Genomic DNA, 19,459 nt, shown 5'->3' on the forward strand with positions numbered 1-19,459 from the left:
TAACAACGATGAATTTTAAAAGATAGTGTCCAGTAAACGTTTAAATTACCTGTAGGTTTAGGCTTGACTGGATACTATTATAAAACTAAAGTTGTTTCTTTGTAAACAAATATGTCAGTACTCTTTAATGGAAGGAACCGTATATAAATCTACTGGAAGTTGGTACAGCGTAAGAACCGGGGAAGGAGTTTTCTACGAATGCCGTATCAAAGGGAAATTTCGGCTCAAGGGAATTAAAAGTACCAATCCGGTCTCCGTTGGGGATGTGGTGGTATTTGAGATAGATGGGGACTTTGAAAATTTACAGGGCGTCATTACCGAAATTAAGGATAGGAAGAATTATATTATTAGAAAGTCGGTCAACCTATCCAAGCAGACCCATATCATTGCCGCTAATTTGGATCAGGTGTTCTTGATAGTAACCTTGAACAATCCGCCCACCTTTACCAGTTTTATAGATCGGTTTTTGGTGACATCCGAGGCCTACCACATTCCCGCTATTCTACTTTTTAATAAGATAGACACCTACACTGAAGAGGAGCTGGGTGAGATAAAATATCTCGCAAGCCTTTATAGGGAGATTGGATATACCTGTATCGGGATTTCTGCCATAACCGGTAAAAATGTGGATAGGGTAAAGGAATTGATGCTCGGGAAGACCAGTATGTTCTCCGGACACTCCGGTGTGGGGAAGTCTACCTTGGTCAATGCCATTGAGCCCCAACTGGACTTAAAGACCAAAAATATATCCTCCCAGCATATGCAGGGGCAGCACACTACCACTTTTGCGGAAATGTTCGATTTGGAATGTGGGGCCAGGATTATCGATACCCCTGGAATCAAAGGATTTGGAATCGTGGATATGGCGAAGGAGGAAATAGGGGATTATTTTCCTGAATTCTTTAAATTGAAAGGGGAATGCAAGTTTAATAATTGCCTGCATTTGGACGAACCCCATTGTGCGGTAAAGAAGGCGTTGGAGGATAACGAAGTTGCTTGGAGCAGGTACAAAAGTTATGTGCAGATGTTGAACGGGGAACAGGAAAACTATAGAACGGATATTTACGGGGAAAAGTAATGCGTGCAACAATACAAAGGGTAAGCTCGGCGAGTGTAAGCGTGGACGGGAAAGTAATTTCGGAAATTTCCAACGGACTGCTAATATTTTTGGGAATAGAGGATGCGGATACGGGAGATGATATGAAGTGGCTTACCAATAAAATTGTAAATCTCCGGATTTTTAACGATGCGGACGGAGTTATGAATTTATCCCTGTTGCAGGAGGAAGGGGAGGCCTTGGTAATTAGTCAGTTTACCTTACATGCCTCCACAAAAAAAGGAAATAGGCCCAGTTATATAAAAGCGGCAAAGCCGGATATTGCTATTCCCTTGTACGAAGGCTTTGTGGTACAATTGGAAAAAGATCTTGGTAAAAAGGTGGGAACAGGTATTTTTGGAGCGGACATGAAAGTGGCACTGCTCAACGATGGGCCCGTAACCATTCAAATAGATACAAAGAACAGAGAATAATTAATTTCATCGAATTTTTTTGAAAGTGCTGTACGAAAAGTACTATTTTTCGGAGCTATAAATAGTTATTTTCATTTTGTTGATGCGATTATATATATTTCTTTTTCTTAGTCTATGCCTCTCCGGTTTAAGGGCCCAAAACAAAGAATACTCAGCACTTTTCCTGAACGATACATTGCTTTCAAATGCAAATGCAGTTATTAGATTGGATGCCACGACCATTGAAATAGCAAGTCCCAAAAGTCTAAAACAAACCCATAAAAGAGTTGTTACCATATTAAATAAAAAGGGGAACAGTCATTCGGACCTACATGTTTATTATGACGACAAGATCAATGTCAAAAACCTTGGTGCTCTTGTTTACGATAAATTCGGTAAGGAAATTAAGAAGTTTAAGAGTGCCGATTTTAAGGATATGGCCGCTGTCAGTAGCTTTTCTATATATGAGGACAGCAGAATAAAATTTTTAAATTACGTTCCCATCGACTATCCCTATACCATAGAGTTTTATTATGAAACTACCACATTCAATACCGCATGGATTCCTTTTTGGCGACCCTTGCAAGGATATAATGTTAGTACGGAAAAAAGCACTTTTGATGTAGTATTTGATAGTTCGGTCGGAGTTGGTAAAAAAGAGAATAATTTTTCCGGTTATAATTTAAAGGATTACAGTAAGGAAGGTCTTGTGAGCTATGTTGCTGAAAATCTGGCGGCAGTTGAACTGGAGGAGCTAAGTCCGGACTTTAGGAGTTTTAGCCCGCTACTAATGGTAACCCCCCTAAATTTTCAATATGAGGGTTACTCAGGCCAGGCTGGGGATTGGGTGGTTATGGGTAAATGGATGTACGATAATTTACTGAGCGGTAGAACCAATCTTTCTGAGGAAACCGAACAACTGGCCAAGGATTTGGTCCTTGGATTGGATGATCCTATTGAAAAGGCACGAAAAATATATAAGTATGTACAGGATAATACTAGATATATTAGTGTGCAGGTGGGTATTGGAGGTATTCAGCCCATTTCGGCGTCTGAAGTGGATAAGATCAAATATGGCGATTGTAAGGGTTTGACCAATTATACAAAAGCACTCCTTCAAGCAGTCGGCGTAGATTCTTATTACACGGAGGTTTATGCAACATCGTCCAGACAAATAGGTGTGGATGAAAATTTCCCGTCACTATTAGGTCAGGCCAATCATGTCATTTTAAATATTCCAATCGAAAATAAGGAATCCGTTTGGCTGGAATGTACCAGTCAAACAATGCCTTTTGGGTTCTTGGGAGATTTTACCGATAACAGAAATGTTCTTGCAATTACTCCGGAAGGAGGTAAAATAATCAGCACTCCTAAGTACGGGCCATCAGAAAATACCCAAGTTACAGATGCAGAGTTGCAGATACTGGAAGACGGAAGCGTTGAAGCCAGTGTTACCATTGTTTCAAAAGGCATACCCTACGGTAACAAATATCATTTAGAAAGGGAAGAAAGTCGTGAACAGGATAAATATTTCAAAAATCATTGGAATTATATTGGCAATATGAGCATTGATGAAATGAAGTTCTTTAACGATAAGGAAAATGTTGCGTTTACACAAGAAGTGAGTTTTAAGGCCATCGATTTTTGTTCCTTTACCGGGGAGCGAATTTTATTTACTCCCAATGTTTTAAATAGGAATACGAATACCCCAAATAGGTATCGCAATAGAAAATTACCATTACAAATTGAAAGAGGATTTATAGATAAGGATGAATACGAAATCAATTTGCCAAAAGGGTATACCGCTGAGTTTATACCGGAAAATGTTTCCTTAGAAAATATCTTTGGTAATTATACCGTGGCAATTGAAAAAATAACCGATACCAAATTAAGGTATGTAAGAAAGTTTGAGATTTCCGGAGGTTTTTATCCTAAGGAGCAATATGAAAACTATAGAGATTTTATAAAGGAAGTTTCAAAAAACGATAATGCCAAAATTGTATTAACAAAACAATAACCAACCCTATGAAAAAATTATTACTGATTTACCTAGCCCTGAACATTCAATTTTTGATGGGTCAGGATTATGATTTCGGAAAAGTCTCCAAAGAAGAATTATTGGAGGCGTTTAATCCATCGGATTCTGCTGCCACCGCTTCTTATTTATACAAGTATAGGAAGTCGTTTTTCGAATATTCAGAGGATAGTGGCTTTCAATTGATAACTGAGATTCACGAAAGAGTTAAGATTTATAACAAGGAAGGATTTGATTATGCTACCAAAAAAATAAATCTATTCAAGGATGGGGGCGAATACGAAAAGATGACAGAGTTAAAAGCCATTACCTTTAATTTGGTAAATGATAATATAGAGGAAAGCAAACTTAAAGGTGATGGTGAGTTCGATATTGAATTGTCCAAATTCTATGATCAAAAGTCATTTGCCATGCCAAACGTTAAGGAGGGTTCTGTGATCGAGTATAAGTACAAAGTACGATCTCCTTTTGTTTCTGTGGTGGACGAATTTAAGTTTCAACATGACATACCGGTAAAGAAATTGGTTGCGATATTCGAGGTGCCGGAGTATTTTAATTACAGTGTTAATGTTAAAGGATATATGTCCGTTGTTCCAAAAGTTGAAGTTCTTAACGGGGATATAACCTTTAATACAAAGTCAAGGTCTGGGGGTTCTTGGACCCCATCAAAAACAACCTTTAATACTTCCAAAATTTCCTACCTAAAAAACAGATCTTTGTATGAAATGAACGATGTTCCCGCGTTAAAAAGTGAACCTTTTGTGAACAATATAGACAATTATCGGTCATCCGTTAAGTATGAGCTATCCTACACTAAATTTCCCAACACCGGGCTTAAATACTATTCAACAACATGGGAAGATGTTGTGAAAACAATTTATGAAAGTTCCAATTTTGGTAGTGAATTGAACAAAACCGGATATTTTGAGAAGGATTTGGAGGCCCTCTTGTTAAATGTTATGGATCCTTTGGAGAAAACATCAAAGATTTTCGATTTGGTCAAATCAAAAGTGAAATGGAATGGCTACTTTGGCAAATATACCGATATTGGGGTAAAACAGGCCTATAAAGAGGGTAGTGGCAATGTTGCCGAAATTAATTTGATGCTTACCTCCATGCTTAGGAGTATTGGTTTAAATGCCAATCCTGTTTTGGTAAGTACCAGGGATAATGGGATTCCCATTTTTCCAACAAGGGAAGGTTATAATTATGTAATCTCCGGAGTGGAGGTTGCCAATGACACTATTTTGTTGGATGCCACCAGCAGTTATAGTACACCGAATATTTTACCATTAAGGGCGTTGAACTGGGAAGGTAGAATGATCAAAAAGGAAGGTAGCTCGGTAACCGTGAATCTATATCCTAAGGATAAGGCCCTTGAGTCGGTAACCTTTGATGTAAAGATAACGGATAATGGGGATTTGGACGGTATGCTAAGGAGAATCAAGAAAGGTCATGGCGCCATGTATTATAGGGGGGAGTATAATGACGCCAATGAAGACGAATTCATTGAAAAACTTGAAAATAAATATGGGAGCATGGAAATCTCGGGTTTTGAGGTGACTAATAAGGACGATTTATCCCAAGCTATTACGGAGTCCTATAAATTTAATACAGAAGATCAAATAGAAATTATTGGGAATAGGATGTATTTTTCACCTATGTTTTTTTTACGGACAGGGGAAAGTCCCTTTAAATTGGAAAAGAGGGAGTTTCCAGTGGATTTTGGGTATCCATCGGAAAGCAAATACCGGATAGGGATCAATATTCCCGAGGGATATGTTGTTGAAATTTTACCTGAACCCGCAATGCTAAAGTTACCGGATGGCTTGGGAAGCTTTACGTATAATCTTTCTGCCTCTTCCGATCGTATACAATTAATGGTGAACACTAAATTGGAGCAATCGGTCATAGCTCCCCTCTATTATGATACGCTCAAAGAATATTTTAAATTAATGATCGGAAAAATGAACGAAAAAATAGTTTTGTCCAAAAATTCTAAATAATGAACATAGAAAACGCACAGGAAGCCGTAGACGAATGGATAAAGGCCCATGGAGTACGCTATTTTAACGAACTTACCAATATGGCCCAGCTTACGGAGGAAGTAGGGGAGGTGGCCAGAATTATTGCAAGGCGGTATGGGGAGCAAAGCGAAAAGGAGTCTGACAAGGATAAGGATCTAGGGGAAGAACTGGCAGATGTGCTTTTCGTAGTACTCTGTCTGGCCAATCAGACGGGCATAAATTTACAGGAGTCCTTCCATAAGAAATTAAACCTTAAGGCCAAACGCGATCATAATCGCCACCACAATAATAAAAAGCTGAAATAGTGTTATATTTGTAGCTTGTTTTTGTTTCTTCGATCAGAAATAACAAATAATGTAAATAGGTATTAAAAATCCCATAAAAATTGAAGCTACATTTATCAGCCCCTTCAGAAACCCTTATTAAATCAGAAATAAAAATTACTGGATCCAAAAGCGAATCCAATAGGTTGTTGCTGTTACAGGCCTTATTTCCTTCTATAAAAATAAAGAACCTTTCCAATTCCGATGATGCGGAAGTGATGCAAAAAGGCCTGCAGATCGGCAAAGGAGTTGTGGATATACATCATGCCGGTACGGCCATGCGTTTTTTAACCGCCTATTTTGCGTCACAGGAAAACAAGGAAGTTACCCTCACAGGGTCTAAAAGAATGACCGAAAGGCCCATCAAAGTTTTGATAGAGGCATTGCGGGGCTTGGGAGCGGAAATAAGTTATTTAAAGGAAGAGGGTTATCCGCCCATTGCCATAAAGGGTAAAAGGTTGACAAAGCATAAAGTTAGTTTGCCTGCGGATATCAGTAGTCAATATATTTCGGCCCTGCTTCTGATAGCCCCAAGTTTGGAAAATGGAATCGAGCTGGAGCTGGTCGGTAAAATTACATCGGTACCCTACATAAAAATGACCTTGGGCCTACTTTCCCAAATTGGGGTAACGGGTTCTTTTCAGGGAAATACGATTCGGGTATTGCCAAAAACTACTGTTGAGCCCTACACCCTGGTAGTGGAATCGGATTGGAGTTCCGCCTCCTATTTTTATAGTATAGCGGCACTTTGTGATTTAGGTACGGAAATATCTTTGTCCGCCTATACTAAGAACAGCCTTCAGGGAGATAGCGTACTCCAGGAAATTTACCGGAATTTTGGTGTGGAAACCCATTTTCAGGACCACAAAGTTGTTTTGAAAAAAATTGCCGCTCCCAACAATATCATTTTCAATTTTGATCTGGCCAATGCCCCGGATATAGCACAGACCATTGCTGTAAGCTGTTTGGGTTTGGGAGTAGGATGTCATATAACGGGCCTTCATACCCTTAAAATCAAGGAAACCGATAGGTTGGAGGCATTAAAGACGGAAATGACCAAGTTGGGCGCATCCATATCCGTAACCAATAATAGCTTGACGCTGGAACCTTCCCAAGAAATTAAAAACGAAATAGCCATAGATACCTATAATGATCACAGAATGGCCATGGCCTTTGCTCCCTTGGCGCTAAAAACTCCTCTGTACATCAACGATGCGGAAGTGGTATCCAAATCATACCCGGACTATTGGGAGGATCTGAAAAATCTCAATTTCAAGGTGCAGGCCGTTTGATTTTTATTTATATAGGGATTTACTTGACATCGCCCTCTGCATAATCGTATATTTGCAGCCGCTAAACATGAATCTAAATTTAAGGAATATACTAAATGAAATTATCGCACTTCAATTTTGAACTTCCAAATGAATTATTGGCAGAGTATCCGGCAGAGAATAGGGATGAGTCCAAACTAATGGTCATTCATAGGAGTACAGGAAAAATAGAACACAAAATGTTCAAGGATCTAATTGACTATTTTGATGAGGGCGATGTTATGGTGCTGAACAACACCAAAGTTTTTCCTGCTAGATTATATGGTAATAAGGAAAAGACCGGTGCAAGGATCGAGGTTTTTTTATTGCGTGAATTAAATGAGGAACAACGTCTTTGGGACGTACTGGTAGATCCGGCACGTAAAATAAGAATAGGGAACAAGCTTTATTTTGGCGATGATGAAACCCTTGTGGCCGAGGTGATAGACAATACCACCTCAAGGGGCAGGACTTTGAGGTTCCTTTATGATGGCTCCTATGCCGATTTCAGAAGAAAACTAAAGGAACTTGGCGAAACACCATTGCCCAAATATATTAAGCGAAAGGTGGAGGCCGAGGACGAGAAAAGATATCAGACCATTTATGCAAAGCATGAAGGTGCCGTTGCGGCACCCACTGCCGGGTTGCATTTTTCCAAACATTTGTTGAAAAGATTGGAAATAAAGGGAATCGACTTTGCAGAGGTGACCCTACATGTAGGTCTGGGAACTTTTAATCCTGTGGAAGTTGAGGATCTTTCCAAACACAAGATGGACAGTGAGGAATTGATCATAGATGAAAGGGCAACGGAAATCGTTAATGCCGCCAAGCTAAAGAAACGTCGTATTTGTGCGGTAGGGACCACTGCAATGAGGGCCTTGGAAAGTGCCGTCTCCTCGCAACAGACCTTGAATACCTTTGATGGTTGGACGAACAAGTTTGTTTTTCCTCCGTACGATTTTAGTATTGCCAATGCCATGGTGACCAATTTTCACCTGCCAAAATCGACCCTCTTAATGATGGTTTCGGCCTTTATGGGACATGATTTGATGAAAAAGGCATATAAGGAAGCCATCTTGGAAGGATATAAATTTTATTCCTACGGGGATGCCATGTTGATCATTTAAGTATACAAATTAGTATTATAATCCCGTCAGTAGCGCAGATAATTGTGGATTGACGGGATTTTTTATCTTTAGGATGTGGAAGTTGTAAAAAACAAAAGGGATATAAGGGCCTATACCAAGGACCAGCTTAGGTCGTTTTTTGAAGATCAGGGGGACAAAGCCTTTAGGGGCAACCAGGTCTACGAATGGCTGTGGCAAAAGGCGGCCCATTCCTTTGCGGATATGACCAATATTTCCAAGGAGACAAGGCAGATGTTGGAAGATAATTTTGTGATCAACCATATAAAGGTAGATCAAATGCAACGGAGTAGCGACGGCACTATTAAAAATGCAGTCCGCCTGCACGATGACCTTATAGTAGAATCTGTCCTGATCCCCACAAAAACAAGAACTACCGCCTGTGTGTCCAGTCAAGTGGGCTGTAGTTTGGATTGTAAATTTTGTGCTACTGCCCGACTAAAGCGGATGAGAAACCTTAATCCGGACGAGATTTATGACCAAGTGGTGGCCATAGACAATGAGAGTAGGCTGTATTTTGATCGCCCATTGAGCAATATTGTGTTTATGGGCATGGGAGAGCCCTTAATGAATTATAACAATGTGCTTTTGGCCATCGATAAGATTACCTCCCCGGAGGGCTTGGGGATGTCTCCCAAACGTATAACCGTTTCGACTTCGGGGGTGCCCAAAATGATCCGTAAAATGGCGGACGGGGAAGTGAAGTTTAAATTGGCGGTTTCCCTGCATTCCGCCATAGAGGAAATAAGGACTTCCATAATGCCCTTCAATGCAACCTTTACCTTGACCGACCTAAGGGCGTCACTTGAATATTGGTACCAAAAAACAAAAAGTAGGATTACTTATGAATATGTGGTCTGGGAGGGTATCAACGACACTCGAAGGGATGTTGATGCCTTGGTAGATTTCTGTAGGTTTGCCCCTTCCAAGGTGAACCTTATCGAGTACAATCCAATAGACGATGGGGAATTTAAGCAGGCGAACAATGCCGCCATTGAAATGTACGTAAGTACACTGGAAAAAAATGGCATAACGGTAACGGTAAGACGTTCCAGGGGTAAGGATATTGATGCGGCATGCGGACAGTTGGCCAATAAATCCTAGATAAATCGGATCGTGGGGGGAAGTACCTTGGTTTTTGCCGATTTCCTCTACAAACTCGCCAAAATCTATAAAATAGGGTTACATAACCATTGCGGGCCGTTAATTACTATCTTTTTTTACCTAATTTTACGGAACTGAACAAACAGTCCAAAATAGCCCAAAAAATCCCTTGAAAGTTGTATCCCAAATAAAGGAACCGATTAATCAGGAAATGGAACTTTTTGAAAAAAAGTTTTATGAATCCATGTCTTCCAAGGTTGCCTTATTAAATAGGATTACGTACTATATTGTTAACCGAAAGGGGAAGCAGATGCGCCCAATGTTCGTATTTCTTACGGCCAAATTGCTGAATAACGGAGAGGTAAACGAAAGGACGTACAGGGGAGCATCGGTCATAGAACTTATACATACTGCCACTCTGGTCCATGACGATGTTGTGGACGATAGCAATAAACGTCGTGGTTTCTTCTCGGTAAATGCCCTATGGAAAAATAAGATTGCCGTTCTGGTGGGCGACTACCTACTTTCAAAAGGGCTTCTATTGTCCATAGACAATGGGGATTTTGATCTTCTCAGCATTATTTCCGTAGCCGTACGTGAAATGAGTGAGGGGGAATTGCTTCAGATTGAAAAGGCGAGGCGTTTGGATATTACCGAGGAGGTGTATTACGATATTATAAGGCAGAAGACGGCCACCCTGATTGCCGCTTGCTGTAGTTTGGGGGCCTGTTCCGTAAAACCGGATTCCGCGGATGTGGAAACTTTTAGGAAGTTTGGGGAGTTGATCGGTATGGCCTTTCAAATCAAGGATGATCTGTTCGATTACGGGGAGGAAAGAATTGGCAAGCCTACAGGGATAGATATTAAGGAGCAAAAAATGACCTTACCGTTGATATACGTACTTAATCAATGTTCCAAGACCGAAAAAAAATGGTTGATCAATTCCATCAAAAACCACAACAAGAATAAAAAGCGGGTAAAGGAAGTCATCGCCTTTGTAAAAATGAACGGAGGCCTTGAATATGCCGTGGAAAAGATGTTGGCGTACAAGGAAGAGGCATTGGCCTTGTTGGATACCTATCCGGATTCGGAATATAAAAGTTCACTTAAACTCATGGTGAACTATGTGGTAGATCGAAAAAAGTAGGTCTTGCCTGCCGTAATTCATTATAACATATCTTCGGGATGGCGTTTTTATTTTTAATATTAGAGTGGTCGGAACGATCTTAGTTTTTAGATTCGATGCCTGTGCTGGTACCAATGCCGCGTTCCATTTCTTCCGTAAATTCATCCTTATAATAGGTTCTTTTGCAATGGGAGCAGCTAATGGTCGTATGGGTGCCCACTTCAAAAAGGGAGATCCAGAATAGGTGAAAATAGGTGGTACCCGTAACCGCTGTTAGGGTTCCCTTGTTTTCGCAATAGGGGCATTCCACACTTTGAAGCAATTTTGAAGTGGTCTTTCCCGGTTTGGTGCCTAGAAATAATATCATTTCCTGTTCGTTTATCCTTCTATAATGAAAATTGCAATTTAACCAATATTTATTTTATAAGGATGGCTTTTCCTTTTTTCAACAGGCCTTAAAGTACTATCTTTAACTTGAAAAAAATGTAAAGATTGATATCTAAATCCACCATAGATAAAGTATACGAAACGGCCCGATTGGAGGAGGTGATAGGAGATTTTGTACAATTGAAAAAATCCGGTGCCAACTTTAAGGGACTAAGTCCCTTTACCGATGAGCGCAGTCCCAGTTTCATGGTCTCCCCGGTAAAACAGATATGGAAAGATTTTAGTAGTGGCAAAGGGGGGAACGTGGTGGCCTTTTTGATGGAACATGAACACTTTTCCTATCCGGAGGCCATAAAATATTTGGCCAGGAAGTACAATATAGAAATTGAGGAAACGGAACTCAGCAGCGAGCAAAAGGAACAGACCAATGAACGGGAGAGTATGTATCTGGTTTCCGAATTTGCAAAAAAATATTTCTCTGAAGTTTTATGGGAAAGGGAGCAGGGCAAGGCCATTGGTTTAAGTTATTTTAAGGAACGCGGATTTACGGACGATACTATCAAGAAGTTCGATCTGGGCTATTGTCTGGATCAGTGGGACGGTTTTACCAAAGCCGCCCTGGACAAGGGATATCAATTAAACTTTTTGGAGAAAACCGGCCTTACCATTGTCAAGGAGGATACGGCCGCTGGGGACAACCAAAAGACTTTTGACCGTTTTAAGGGCCGTGTTATGTTTCCCATACACAGTATGAGTGGTAGGGTGCTGGGTTTTGGGGGAAGGATATTGACGAACGATAAAAAAGCGGCCAAATATCTAAACTCCCCGGAAAGCGACATTTACCACAAAAGTAAGGTACTGTACGGTATTTATTTTGCAAAGCAGGCCATTGCCAAGGAAGACAATTGTTACTTGGTAGAAGGCTATACGGATGTTATCCAGATGCACCAATGCGGTATTCACAATGTAGTTTCTTCCAGTGGTACGGCCTTGACCTCGGATCAGATCAGATTGATCAATAGGCTTACCAAGAATATAACGGTTTTGTTCGATGGGGATGCGGCAGGATTACGGGCATCCCTTAGGGGAATAGATCTAATTCTGGAACAGGGGATGAACGTAAAGGTATGTTCCTTTCCGGAAGGAGAGGATCCGGATAGTTTTTCCAAAAACAATGACTATGGGGAGGTAGTGCTCTACCTACAGGAAAATTCCAAGGATTTTATTCAGTTCAAAGCCTCCTTGTTGGTGCAGGAAGCGGCCAATGACCCTATTAAAAGGGCGGATACGGTTAGGGATATTGTTAATAGTATCTCCAAGATCCCGGACCGGATACAGAAGGAAATCTATGTACAGGAGTGTGCGCAGATTATGAATATTTCCGAGGAGGTCCTGTTCAATACCCTGGCGCAGATGGGGAAAAAGGAGGTGTCCGATGCCAATAAAAAGATGAAGCAGGAGCAGCAGGCATTTGATGTGGTCAGGAACGAACCATTGCGGCAGAAGGTTGATGTGCAATATGAATTGGAGCGCAAAATTATAGAGATGTTGTTGCTTTATGGGGGCTCGGAACAGCAATTCGAGGATTTGGTCCTAAAGGAAAACGAAAAGGGCGATCTGGAGCTGGAGCCCGAGTCCTTGGAGGCCAAAGTATACGAAAAGATATATCTGGATCTTCAGGACGATGAAATTGAGCTAGCAAATGAGCAGTTCAGAAATATCTATTATAGATTGATGGAAGATCTTAATGGGAAGGAAATATTTTCCATTACCGGCTTCATGGCGAATTTGGACCAAGAACTGGCATCGGAAATTTCCTCTATCCTAATGGAAGAAGAAAAATACGTGCTACATCAGTGGGAACGAAAGGATATATATCCGAAAGATAAAAAAGTAGGGATTTCCCAGTTGGTGAGCGAAACCATTTTAACGCTGAGATGCTATTTGATAAAAAAGCGGATCGGTTCCCTACAGGAGAATACCATAAACAATGAGGACGGAAATATGGAAACCATGGAAGAGATTATGAACTATATACAGCTCAATGTATTGCTGAACAAAAAATTGAACAGGGTTCTTTCCTAGGGATTTGATAAAAAAAGACCGAAGTCCTATGGTAAGGAAATCGGTCTTTTTTTATTAGCTGTTGTATTGTTATTTTAAGTATATTTTGTCATTGAATTCAGGTCTCTCCCGATAGCTATCGGGATCCTCGACCGGACAATCGATAGTCACTTCGAGCGGAGTCGAGAAGTCAATCACGTTGACTAACACTAGTACAGTTCCAGAGCTTTGGCCTGCTGCAACAAATCCACTAAATTGTCAACGTTTAGTTTACGCATTAAGCGCGCTTTATAGGTACTTACCGTTTTTTCGTTCAGGTCCAGGCCTTGGGCCACCTCTTTATTTCGCTTTCCACTGGCGAGGAGCTTTAGGACCTCTACCTCCCTTGTGGAAAGCTTTCTAAAGAACCTTCTTGGTTTTTGTGTGCCTTCGTCAAAAGCAAGGCGTTGCGCCAATTCGTTGGTAATAAACATATTGCCTTCGCTAACTTTTCGTATAGCACTGATAATATAGTCTATTTCCGATGTTTTGGAAAGGTAACCAAATGCACCGGCACGGATGGTACTCAGGGCATAAACATCCTCAGATTGACCGCTATAGATCAAAACCTTTATGTGAGGGTACTCCTTTTTTATTTTTCTAAGGGTAGCAATGCCATTAATTTCCGGAATATCCATTTCCAGAAGAATCACGTCCGGATTAAAAAGTTCCAGCTTATGGAATAATTCCGTGGTGGTAGATGCATCGGCGATAACTTGGATATCCGATACCGAATCCAAGACTTGTTTTACGCCCATCCGTACTATGGGATGATTATCGGCAATTAAAATTTTGATCATTTTAGGTTATTTTTCTAGATTTCAACATCAATAATCATGTCTAAAAATACTGACATGCAATGTAGGGTTAAAATATCTAATTAGGTAAACAAAGCTTCATTTTTTTATCCGAAATCAAAAATTTTTACATGTTTTTTCGATTTAATCACTTGGTTCCTAGGTGAGAGGTTCATTTTAACGAATTTGGAATTTCACAAACGGGAATTGGTACCATCTTATGGTGGTTGGTACGGTTAAATCTTTTGTATATCCGAAAAACTTCTTTTTGCCTATCCGAAAAATCCGTATCCACTATTCCTTTTTCATCCATTTGCATGGCCCACTCCAATTCTGGATAGGACGCCCCAATTTGATCTTCGTCCGTTCTGTCATCGCCCCATAGCCCATCTGTGGGAGCCGCCTTAATAATGTCTTCATTAATGCCCAGCACCTTGGCAATCCCATATACCTCGGTTTTAAGTAGATCGGCGATGGGACTTATATCCACCCCACCATCCCCATATTTCGTATAGAAGCCTACGCCAAAATCCTCCACCTTGTTTCCGGTTCCCGCCACTAGCAACTTGTTCAAGGCGGCAAAGTAATACAGGGTGGTCATTCTTAACCTGGCCCTAGTGTTTGCCAAGGACATAAATCTATCTTCCTCATTGTCAACTTTGGGCAATGCATTTACCAAACTATCAAATGTGGGCGTAAGGTTTACCTCTAAACTTTCAACATTGGGGTAGTGTCCTTTAAGCCATTTTATATGCTCAGAAGCCCTGGTAACTTGGCTTTCGGCCTGGTGTATGGGCATTTCCAGACATAAAAGTTGTAGTCCCGTCCTTGCACATAGGGTAGAGGTTACAGCGGAATCTATACCACCCGAAATTCCAATTACAAAGCCTTCAATATTTGCTTTATTGGCATATTCCTGCAACCATGTTACAATGTGGCCAATAACTTTTTCGGTCTGCATATGAACAATTTATAAGGTTTAAAAACTTAACTTTGCACCGTAAAAATAAAGCCTAGAGTTCAATATTAAAAACATTAACCGAATTACTTTACAATGCGAAAGGCCATAATCCTTGTTTTGATCCCAATTATTATTTTTTGCAGTTGTGATGGCGGCGATAATTTGGCCAATGAGGTCGCCAAAATAAATGTAGATGTAAAGGTGAACAGGTTTGATAGGGAATTTGCCGAAGCAAAACCTTTGGATATTCCAAAGTTGAAAGAAAAGTACCCCTATCTATTCCCTGCCAATTATCCGGATAGCATATGGGTGGCCAAATTGCAGGATACCCTGCAAATGGAAGTTATGGAGGAGGTTGGAAAATCTTTCCCCGATTTTAAAAGTGAAAAGGAGGATTTGGAGTGGTTGTTCAAGTATATAAAATATTACTTTCCTAAATTTAGGGTTCCGGAGGTTCTTACACTAACCAATGATGTGGAGTACAACTATCGAGTTATCTTAACGGATAGCTTACTTCTTGTTGGCCTTGATAATTATTTGGGGGGTACCCATAAATTTTATCAGGGTATTTCCAAATATATCGCCAATGATCTGGATAAGAAGTTTTTAACCAGGGACGTGGCCAGTGCCTTTGCCAAAACCGCTATAGTGCCCCCGCGAGACCGTACCTTTTTATCGCAACTTGTTTATTATGGCAAAGAACTTTATTTAATGGAGAAGCTTATGCCCCAAAAAAATGAAGCTGTCATTATGGGCTATACACCAGAGGAATTGGATTGGGCCATAGCCAACGAGGAACAGATTTGGCGCTACTTTATTGAACGCGAATTGCTGTACAGTACCAACAGTAAATTGGGCCCTCGATTTCTGGATCCGGCTCCTTTTTCGAAGTTTGAATTGGAATTGGATAATGAATCGCCCGGTAAAATTGGGCGGTATATGGGTTGGCAAATCGTCAAGGCCTTCATGGAGAACAATACGATTAATTTAAAGGAAATGTTGACCCTCCCCGAGGAGGAGCTTTTTAAAAGGTCCGGATATAAACCTAGAAAACTGTAAAGGACAATACAAATAAAAAATTATACAATGGCAAAACTGCATACATCGGAAATTACGTTAAGGGTCGGATTGGATGAAAATAGGGTTCCCGAAGAGCTCAGGTGGTCTGCGCAAGATGGGGGCATAGTCAATGAAAAGGCCAAGGCAATGCTATTGTCCGTTTGGGACAGTAAAAACCAGGAATCCTTAAAGATCGATCTATGGACAAAGGACATGCCGGTTGATGAAATGAAAGTTTTTTTCCACCAAACCCTTGTTTCCCTATCCGATACTTTTATGAAGGCTACGCAGGATGAAAAAATGACGGCCACTATGAAGGATTTCTGTAATTATTTTGCAGAAAAATTGGAATTGAAAAAATAGTTGCCTTAGGTTGAACTTTGGGCCTGAAACTTTGAACTTTAAAGCTGCCAACTGTCACTGCCAACTGAAGACTATTTAATCTCCCGCTAGCGCAGGTGTCACGCCCGTGCCTGCGGAGTCGGGAAGAACTTTCACGCTTAGCAGTACACTAATTTATGGCCTTGAAAAAATTGGAGTTTAAATTATCAATAAAGCCAAGCAATTCTTCCTGGCCCATACCATTGGATGAAGAAGTGACAAAATAATGGGGAGCCTCTTCCCAAACCCCTTCCATTAATTCTTTAATATAGGCGTTTACGTGGTTTTCTATGGCCTTTGGTTTCAGTTTGTCCGCTTTGGTAAAGATCATGGAAAACGGAATCCGGTTTTCTCCCATCCATTCCAGAAATTCCATGTCCACCTTTTGGGGTTCGTGCCTTATATCGATCAAAACAAAGGCACATACCAATTGCTGACGTTCTAAAAAGTAATCGGTAATATATTTTTGAAAGGTTTTCTTGTCCTTTTTGGATACACGGGCATAGCCATAACCAGGTAAATCTACCAAAAACCAATTTTCGTTTATTTTAAAGTGATTTATAAGTTGAGTCTTTCCAGGTCTTCCAGATGTTTTGGCCAAATTTTTTCTTTGGGTGAGCATATTGATCAAGGAGGACTTTCCAACATTGGAGCGACCAATAAATGCGTATTCCGGCAAATGATCCTTTGGGCAATTTGCTACGTTGGAATTGCTCATGACGAAGTCGGCCGACTTAATTTTCATTGGTTCGTTTTTAAAGGTTACAGGTCTTGACCAGCAATTAGAAATTTCTTTTTACCAGCCAGGCGTCAAGAACAGTGTTGAATTCCTGTGGATGTTCCATCATTGGGGCATGCCCACACTTCTCGATCCAGAATAAATCGGAATCCGGAAGCAGCGCATGGAATTCTTCGGCCACATTGGGCGGTGTTACATTATCGTTTTTTCCCCATATTATACAGGTAGGGGTAAACATATGTGGTAAATCTTTGGACATATTGTGCCTGATGGCACTTTTTGCAATGGCCAAAGTTTTTACCAGTTTAATACGATCGTTCACAGTAGCAAAGACTTCGTCCACAATTTCCTTGGTGGCTACTTCCGGATCATAAAATACATCCTGGGCTTTTTTCTTTATAAACTCATAGTCGCCACGCTTGGGATAACCATCCCCCATGGCACTTTCGTATAATCCGGAGCTACCGGTAATTACCAGTGCTTTTACCTTTTTTGGGTATAATTTGGTATGGAGCAGGCCAATATGCCCGCCTAATGAATTGCCTAGAAGAATTGACTCTTTAAGGGCCTTGTGCTCTATAAACCCTTGCAAAAATTTAGCAAAGTTCATTACATTGGTCTTGAGCAATGGCATATCGTAAATTGGAAGCTCGGGGACCAATACCTTATATCCCTTGGGCGGAAAATGATTCATGACCCCATGAAAATTGCTCAATCCCCCCATTAGACCGTGTAATATTATAATAGGTGTTCCTTCACCCATTTCAATATATCGGTATTTCCCCTCTTTAATTATCTTTTTTTCCATTTAAGGACAGCTTCTGGTCTTAGTTGGCAAATATAGGCATTTCAATATAATGCAAGTATAGGCAAGTTTTCGGAACGGCAATATTTAATGATAAATTTTTGTTGAAAGATTTTTTTGCGGAGGAATTCCAAAAAATTTTTCGATCACAATCAGGGTGTCGTTTGTCGATAAAGTAGGTAATTTATTAACAAAGTGGTATTTTGTGGTAAATAGTGGTAATAATTTCTATATATTTGAGTTATTAAATTAAAAACCAGCAGCTTTAAGTGATCAACTTCATTGGGACATATGATTGTAAGGCCGATTCCAAGGGAAGGGTAATGCTTCCTGTGGCGCTTAAAAATCAAATGTCTCCTGTAATCAATGATGGTTTTGTGGTTAAACGTTCTGTTTTTCAGCCTTGTTTGGAGCTGTATCCCATGGCGGAGTGGAATCTGTTGATGCAGAAAATGAACAAAAAGAACAGGTTCAAGAAAAAGAACAACGATTTTATTAGAAGGTTTTCCGCAGGAGTAAAGGTGGTGGAAATAGATGTCACTGGTAGGTTGTTGATCCCAAAAAATTTGGCGGACGTGGCGGGAATTACGAAAGAGGTGGTATTGAGTTCGGCAATCAACATTGTTGAGATATGGGACAAGGACAATTATGAAAAGGTATTGGAGGAAACGGCAGAGGACTTTGCAAGTTTGGCCGAAGAAGTAATGGGAGATGACGACGATGACCTATCATAGCCCCGTTTTGTTGAAAGAGTCCGTTGAGGGGTTGAATATAAAGCCTGATGGGATTTATGTGGATGTGACCTTTGGTGGCGGCGGACATTCCAGGGAGATATTGAAAAGGCTGGGGGAAAATGGTAGGCTTTTGGCATTTGATCAGGACGAAGATGCCTTGCCCAATGCTATTGATGATGGCCGCTTTCAGTTGATCAATGAAAATTTTAGGTATATAAAACAGTTTTTGAAGTTCTATGGCATAAGGAAGGTGGATGGAATATTGGCCGATTTTGGGGTGTCGTCGCATCAATTCGATCAGGCGGAGAGGGGTTTTTCTACTCGTTTTGATGCTGATCTGGATATGCGAATGAGTAAGAAGAACCAGGTTTCAGCCTTTGATGTGGTAAATGTCTATGACTATGGGGAGCTGAGTAGAGTGCTTTTTCAATATGGTGACTTAAGGAATGCCAACGCTATGGCAAAAACCATTGTAGGGCAGCGGGAAATCGACCCTATAAAGACTACCGATCAATTGAAGGAAGTTCTTGGCCAATATCTGCCAAAGCATAGGGAGCATAAGATTTTGGCCCAGATCTATCAGGCGATAAGGATAGAAGTGAACCAGGAAATACAAGTGATAAAGGAGTTTTTATTGCAGGTACCGGAATTGTTGAACGAAGGAGGTAGGTTGAGTGTTATAAGTTACCATTCCTTGGAAGATAGGCTGGTGAAGCGATTTATAAGGGCCGGACAGTTTGAGGGAGAGCCGGAAAAGGATTTTTATGGGAATTTGGAAGTCCCTATGAAAAAAGTTGGAGGTTTGCTGGTCCCTTCCAAAGAAGAGATAAAGCGGAACAATAGGGCGAGAAGTGCCAAGCTGAGGATAGCCGAGTTGGTTTAATGTTAATGGAGCGGAATAAAGCATTATTCCT

Annotated in this window: 19 protein-coding genes; 14 read left to right on the forward strand and 5 right to left on the reverse strand. The window is 40.6% G+C overall.

The genetic code is table 11. The annotated features are described in order from the left end of the window. Positions 1 to 127 precede the first annotated feature (127 nt). The 9 genes from rsgA to D0S24_RS15510 all read left to right on the forward strand — a co-directional run bounded on the left by rsgA (position 128) and on the right by D0S24_RS15510 (position 10,600). Complete coding sequence (gene rsgA / locus D0S24_RS15470; RefSeq protein ID WP_117020726.1) at positions 128 to 1,078, forward strand: ribosome small subunit-dependent GTPase A; 951 nt, start codon at positions 128 to 130, stop codon at positions 1,076 to 1,078. After that, a complete protein-coding gene (dtd, locus tag D0S24_RS15475) occupies positions 1,078 to 1,530 on the forward strand; it encodes a D-aminoacyl-tRNA deacylase (protein WP_117020727.1) in 453 nt (150 codons plus the stop codon). The genes rsgA and dtd overlap by 1 nt, the downstream gene beginning before the upstream one ends. Positions 1,531 to 1,612: 82 nt before the next feature. Beyond that, positions 1,613 to 3,526 (forward strand): DUF3857 domain-containing transglutaminase family protein, encoded by a 1,914-nt coding sequence (locus D0S24_RS15480; protein WP_117020728.1) that lies wholly within the window; start codon positions 1,613 to 1,615, stop codon positions 3,524 to 3,526. A gap of 8 nt (positions 3,527 to 3,534) precedes the next feature. Further along, entirely contained in the window at positions 3,535 to 5,550 is a 2,016-nt protein-coding gene (locus D0S24_RS15485; protein ID WP_117020729.1) for a transglutaminase domain-containing protein, read from the forward strand. Next, positions 5,550 to 5,876: a nucleotide pyrophosphohydrolase gene (locus D0S24_RS15490; RefSeq protein ID WP_117020730.1), complete on the forward strand. Its 327-nt coding sequence runs from the start codon at positions 5,550 to 5,552 to the stop codon at positions 5,874 to 5,876. Before D0S24_RS15485 ends, D0S24_RS15490 begins: the two co-directional genes overlap by 1 nt. A gap of 80 nt (positions 5,877 to 5,956) precedes the next feature. Continuing rightward, positions 5,957 to 7,186: a 3-phosphoshikimate 1-carboxyvinyltransferase gene (locus D0S24_RS15495; protein WP_117020731.1), complete on the forward strand. Its 1,230-nt coding sequence runs from the start codon at positions 5,957 to 5,959 to the stop codon at positions 7,184 to 7,186. A 95-nt stretch (positions 7,187 to 7,281) separates the two neighbouring features. Then, on the forward strand, positions 7,282 to 8,331 hold the full coding sequence (queA, locus tag D0S24_RS15500; protein ID WP_117020732.1) for a tRNA preQ1(34) S-adenosylmethionine ribosyltransferase-isomerase QueA: 1,050 nt from the start codon (positions 7,282 to 7,284) through the stop codon (positions 8,329 to 8,331). A 75-nt stretch (positions 8,332 to 8,406) separates the two neighbouring features. Continuing rightward, positions 8,407 to 9,453, forward strand: a complete 1,047-nt coding sequence (rlmN, locus tag D0S24_RS15505; RefSeq protein WP_117020733.1) for a 23S rRNA (adenine(2503)-C(2))-methyltransferase RlmN — start codon at positions 8,407 to 8,409, stop codon at positions 9,451 to 9,453. A 169-nt stretch (positions 9,454 to 9,622) separates the two neighbouring features. Beyond that, complete coding sequence (locus tag D0S24_RS15510; protein WP_117020734.1) at positions 9,623 to 10,600, forward strand: polyprenyl synthetase family protein; 978 nt, start codon at positions 9,623 to 9,625, stop codon at positions 10,598 to 10,600. A gap of 79 nt (positions 10,601 to 10,679) precedes the next feature. Here D0S24_RS15510 and D0S24_RS15515 read toward each other — a convergent pair whose 3' ends face one another. Continuing rightward, positions 10,680 to 10,946, reverse strand: coding sequence for a zinc-ribbon domain-containing protein (locus D0S24_RS15515; protein WP_117020735.1), 267 nt, complete (start codon positions 10,944 to 10,946; stop codon positions 10,680 to 10,682). Positions 10,947 to 11,071: 125 nt separating this feature from the next. On the opposite strand from D0S24_RS15515, the gene dnaG reads away from it, so the two are divergent. Then, the gene (dnaG, locus tag D0S24_RS15520) at positions 11,072 to 13,051 is read left to right on the forward strand and encodes a DNA primase (RefSeq protein WP_117020736.1); all 1,980 of its coding nucleotides are present in this window, start codon (positions 11,072 to 11,074) and stop codon (positions 13,049 to 13,051) included. Positions 13,052 to 13,239: 188 nt separating this feature from the next. On the opposite strand, the gene D0S24_RS15525 is transcribed toward dnaG, so the two are convergent. After that, entirely contained in the window at positions 13,240 to 13,869 is a 630-nt protein-coding gene (locus D0S24_RS15525; RefSeq protein WP_117020737.1) for a response regulator transcription factor, read from the reverse strand. Positions 13,870 to 14,038: 169 nt separating this feature from the next. Further along, positions 14,039 to 14,827, reverse strand: a complete 789-nt coding sequence (gene nadE, locus D0S24_RS15530; RefSeq protein WP_117020738.1) for an NAD(+) synthase — start codon at positions 14,825 to 14,827, stop codon at positions 14,039 to 14,041. A 93-nt stretch (positions 14,828 to 14,920) separates the two neighbouring features. On the opposite strand from nadE, the gene gldB reads away from it, so the two are divergent. Together gldB and gldC are read left to right on the forward strand one after the other, a co-directional pair. Continuing rightward, on the forward strand, positions 14,921 to 15,886 hold the full coding sequence (gldB, locus tag D0S24_RS15535; protein ID WP_117020739.1) for a gliding motility lipoprotein GldB: 966 nt from the start codon (positions 14,921 to 14,923) through the stop codon (positions 15,884 to 15,886). Positions 15,887 to 15,913: 27 nt separating this feature from the next. Beyond that, a complete protein-coding gene (gene gldC, locus D0S24_RS15540; protein WP_117020740.1) occupies positions 15,914 to 16,249 on the forward strand; it encodes a gliding motility protein GldC in 336 nt (111 codons plus the stop codon). Between the two features lie 148 nt (positions 16,250 to 16,397). On the opposite strand, the gene yihA is transcribed toward gldC, so the two are convergent. Next, on the reverse strand, positions 16,398 to 17,012 hold the full coding sequence (yihA, locus tag D0S24_RS15545; RefSeq protein ID WP_117020741.1) for a ribosome biogenesis GTP-binding protein YihA/YsxC: 615 nt from the start codon (positions 17,010 to 17,012) through the stop codon (positions 16,398 to 16,400). A 37-nt stretch (positions 17,013 to 17,049) separates the two neighbouring features. Then, on the reverse strand, positions 17,050 to 17,814 hold the full coding sequence (locus D0S24_RS15550) for an alpha/beta fold hydrolase (protein ID WP_117020742.1): 765 nt from the start codon (positions 17,812 to 17,814) through the stop codon (positions 17,050 to 17,052). A 266-nt stretch (positions 17,815 to 18,080) separates the two neighbouring features. On the opposite strand from D0S24_RS15550, the gene mraZ reads away from it, so the two are divergent. Together mraZ and rsmH are read left to right on the forward strand one after the other, a co-directional pair. Further along, complete coding sequence (mraZ, locus tag D0S24_RS15555) at positions 18,081 to 18,545, forward strand: division/cell wall cluster transcriptional repressor MraZ (RefSeq protein WP_117020743.1); 465 nt, start codon at positions 18,081 to 18,083, stop codon at positions 18,543 to 18,545. Then, positions 18,532 to 19,428, forward strand: coding sequence for a 16S rRNA (cytosine(1402)-N(4))-methyltransferase RsmH (gene rsmH, locus D0S24_RS15560; protein ID WP_117020744.1), 897 nt, complete (start codon positions 18,532 to 18,534; stop codon positions 19,426 to 19,428). Before mraZ ends, rsmH begins: the two co-directional genes overlap by 14 nt. Positions 19,429 to 19,459: the final 31 nt, after the last annotated feature.

Source organism: Arenibacter sp. P308M17, assembly GCF_003426735.1.
Lineage (GTDB): Bacteria > Bacteroidota > Bacteroidia > Flavobacteriales > Flavobacteriaceae > Arenibacter.

What these genes read in the sequence shown, in the direction of transcription:
- rsgA (WP_117020726.1), top strand. Translation starts at nt 128, where the DNA reads ATGGAAGGAACCGTATATAAATCTACTGGAAGTTGGTACAGCGTAAGA.
- dtd (WP_117020727.1), top strand. Translation starts at nt 1,078, where the DNA reads ATGCGTGCAACAATACAAAGGGTAAGCTCGGCGAGTGTAAGCGTGGAC.
- D0S24_RS15480 (WP_117020728.1), top strand. Translation starts at nt 1,613, where the DNA reads ATGCGATTATATATATTTCTTTTTCTTAGTCTATGCCTCTCCGGTTTA.
- D0S24_RS15485 (WP_117020729.1), top strand. Translation starts at nt 3,535, where the DNA reads ATGAAAAAATTATTACTGATTTACCTAGCCCTGAACATTCAATTTTTG.
- D0S24_RS15490 (WP_117020730.1), top strand. Translation starts at nt 5,550, where the DNA reads ATGAACATAGAAAACGCACAGGAAGCCGTAGACGAATGGATAAAGGCC.
- queA (WP_117020732.1), top strand. Translation starts at nt 7,282, where the DNA reads ATGAAATTATCGCACTTCAATTTTGAACTTCCAAATGAATTATTGGCA.
- D0S24_RS15515 (WP_117020735.1), bottom strand. Translation starts at nt 10,946, where the DNA reads ATGATATTATTTCTAGGCACCAAACCGGGAAAGACCACTTCAAAATTG.
- D0S24_RS15525 (WP_117020737.1), bottom strand. Translation starts at nt 13,869, where the DNA reads ATGATCAAAATTTTAATTGCCGATAATCATCCCATAGTACGGATGGGC.
- nadE (WP_117020738.1), bottom strand. Translation starts at nt 14,827, where the DNA reads ATGCAGACCGAAAAAGTTATTGGCCACATTGTAACATGGTTGCAGGAA.
- gldB (WP_117020739.1), top strand. Translation starts at nt 14,921, where the DNA reads ATGCGAAAGGCCATAATCCTTGTTTTGATCCCAATTATTATTTTTTGC.
- gldC (WP_117020740.1), top strand. Translation starts at nt 15,914, where the DNA reads ATGGCAAAACTGCATACATCGGAAATTACGTTAAGGGTCGGATTGGAT.
- yihA (WP_117020741.1), bottom strand. Translation starts at nt 17,012, where the DNA reads ATGAAAATTAAGTCGGCCGACTTCGTCATGAGCAATTCCAACGTAGCA.
- D0S24_RS15550 (WP_117020742.1), bottom strand. Translation starts at nt 17,814, where the DNA reads ATGGAAAAAAAGATAATTAAAGAGGGGAAATACCGATATATTGAAATG.
- rsmH (WP_117020744.1), top strand. Translation starts at nt 18,532, where the DNA reads ATGACCTATCATAGCCCCGTTTTGTTGAAAGAGTCCGTTGAGGGGTTG.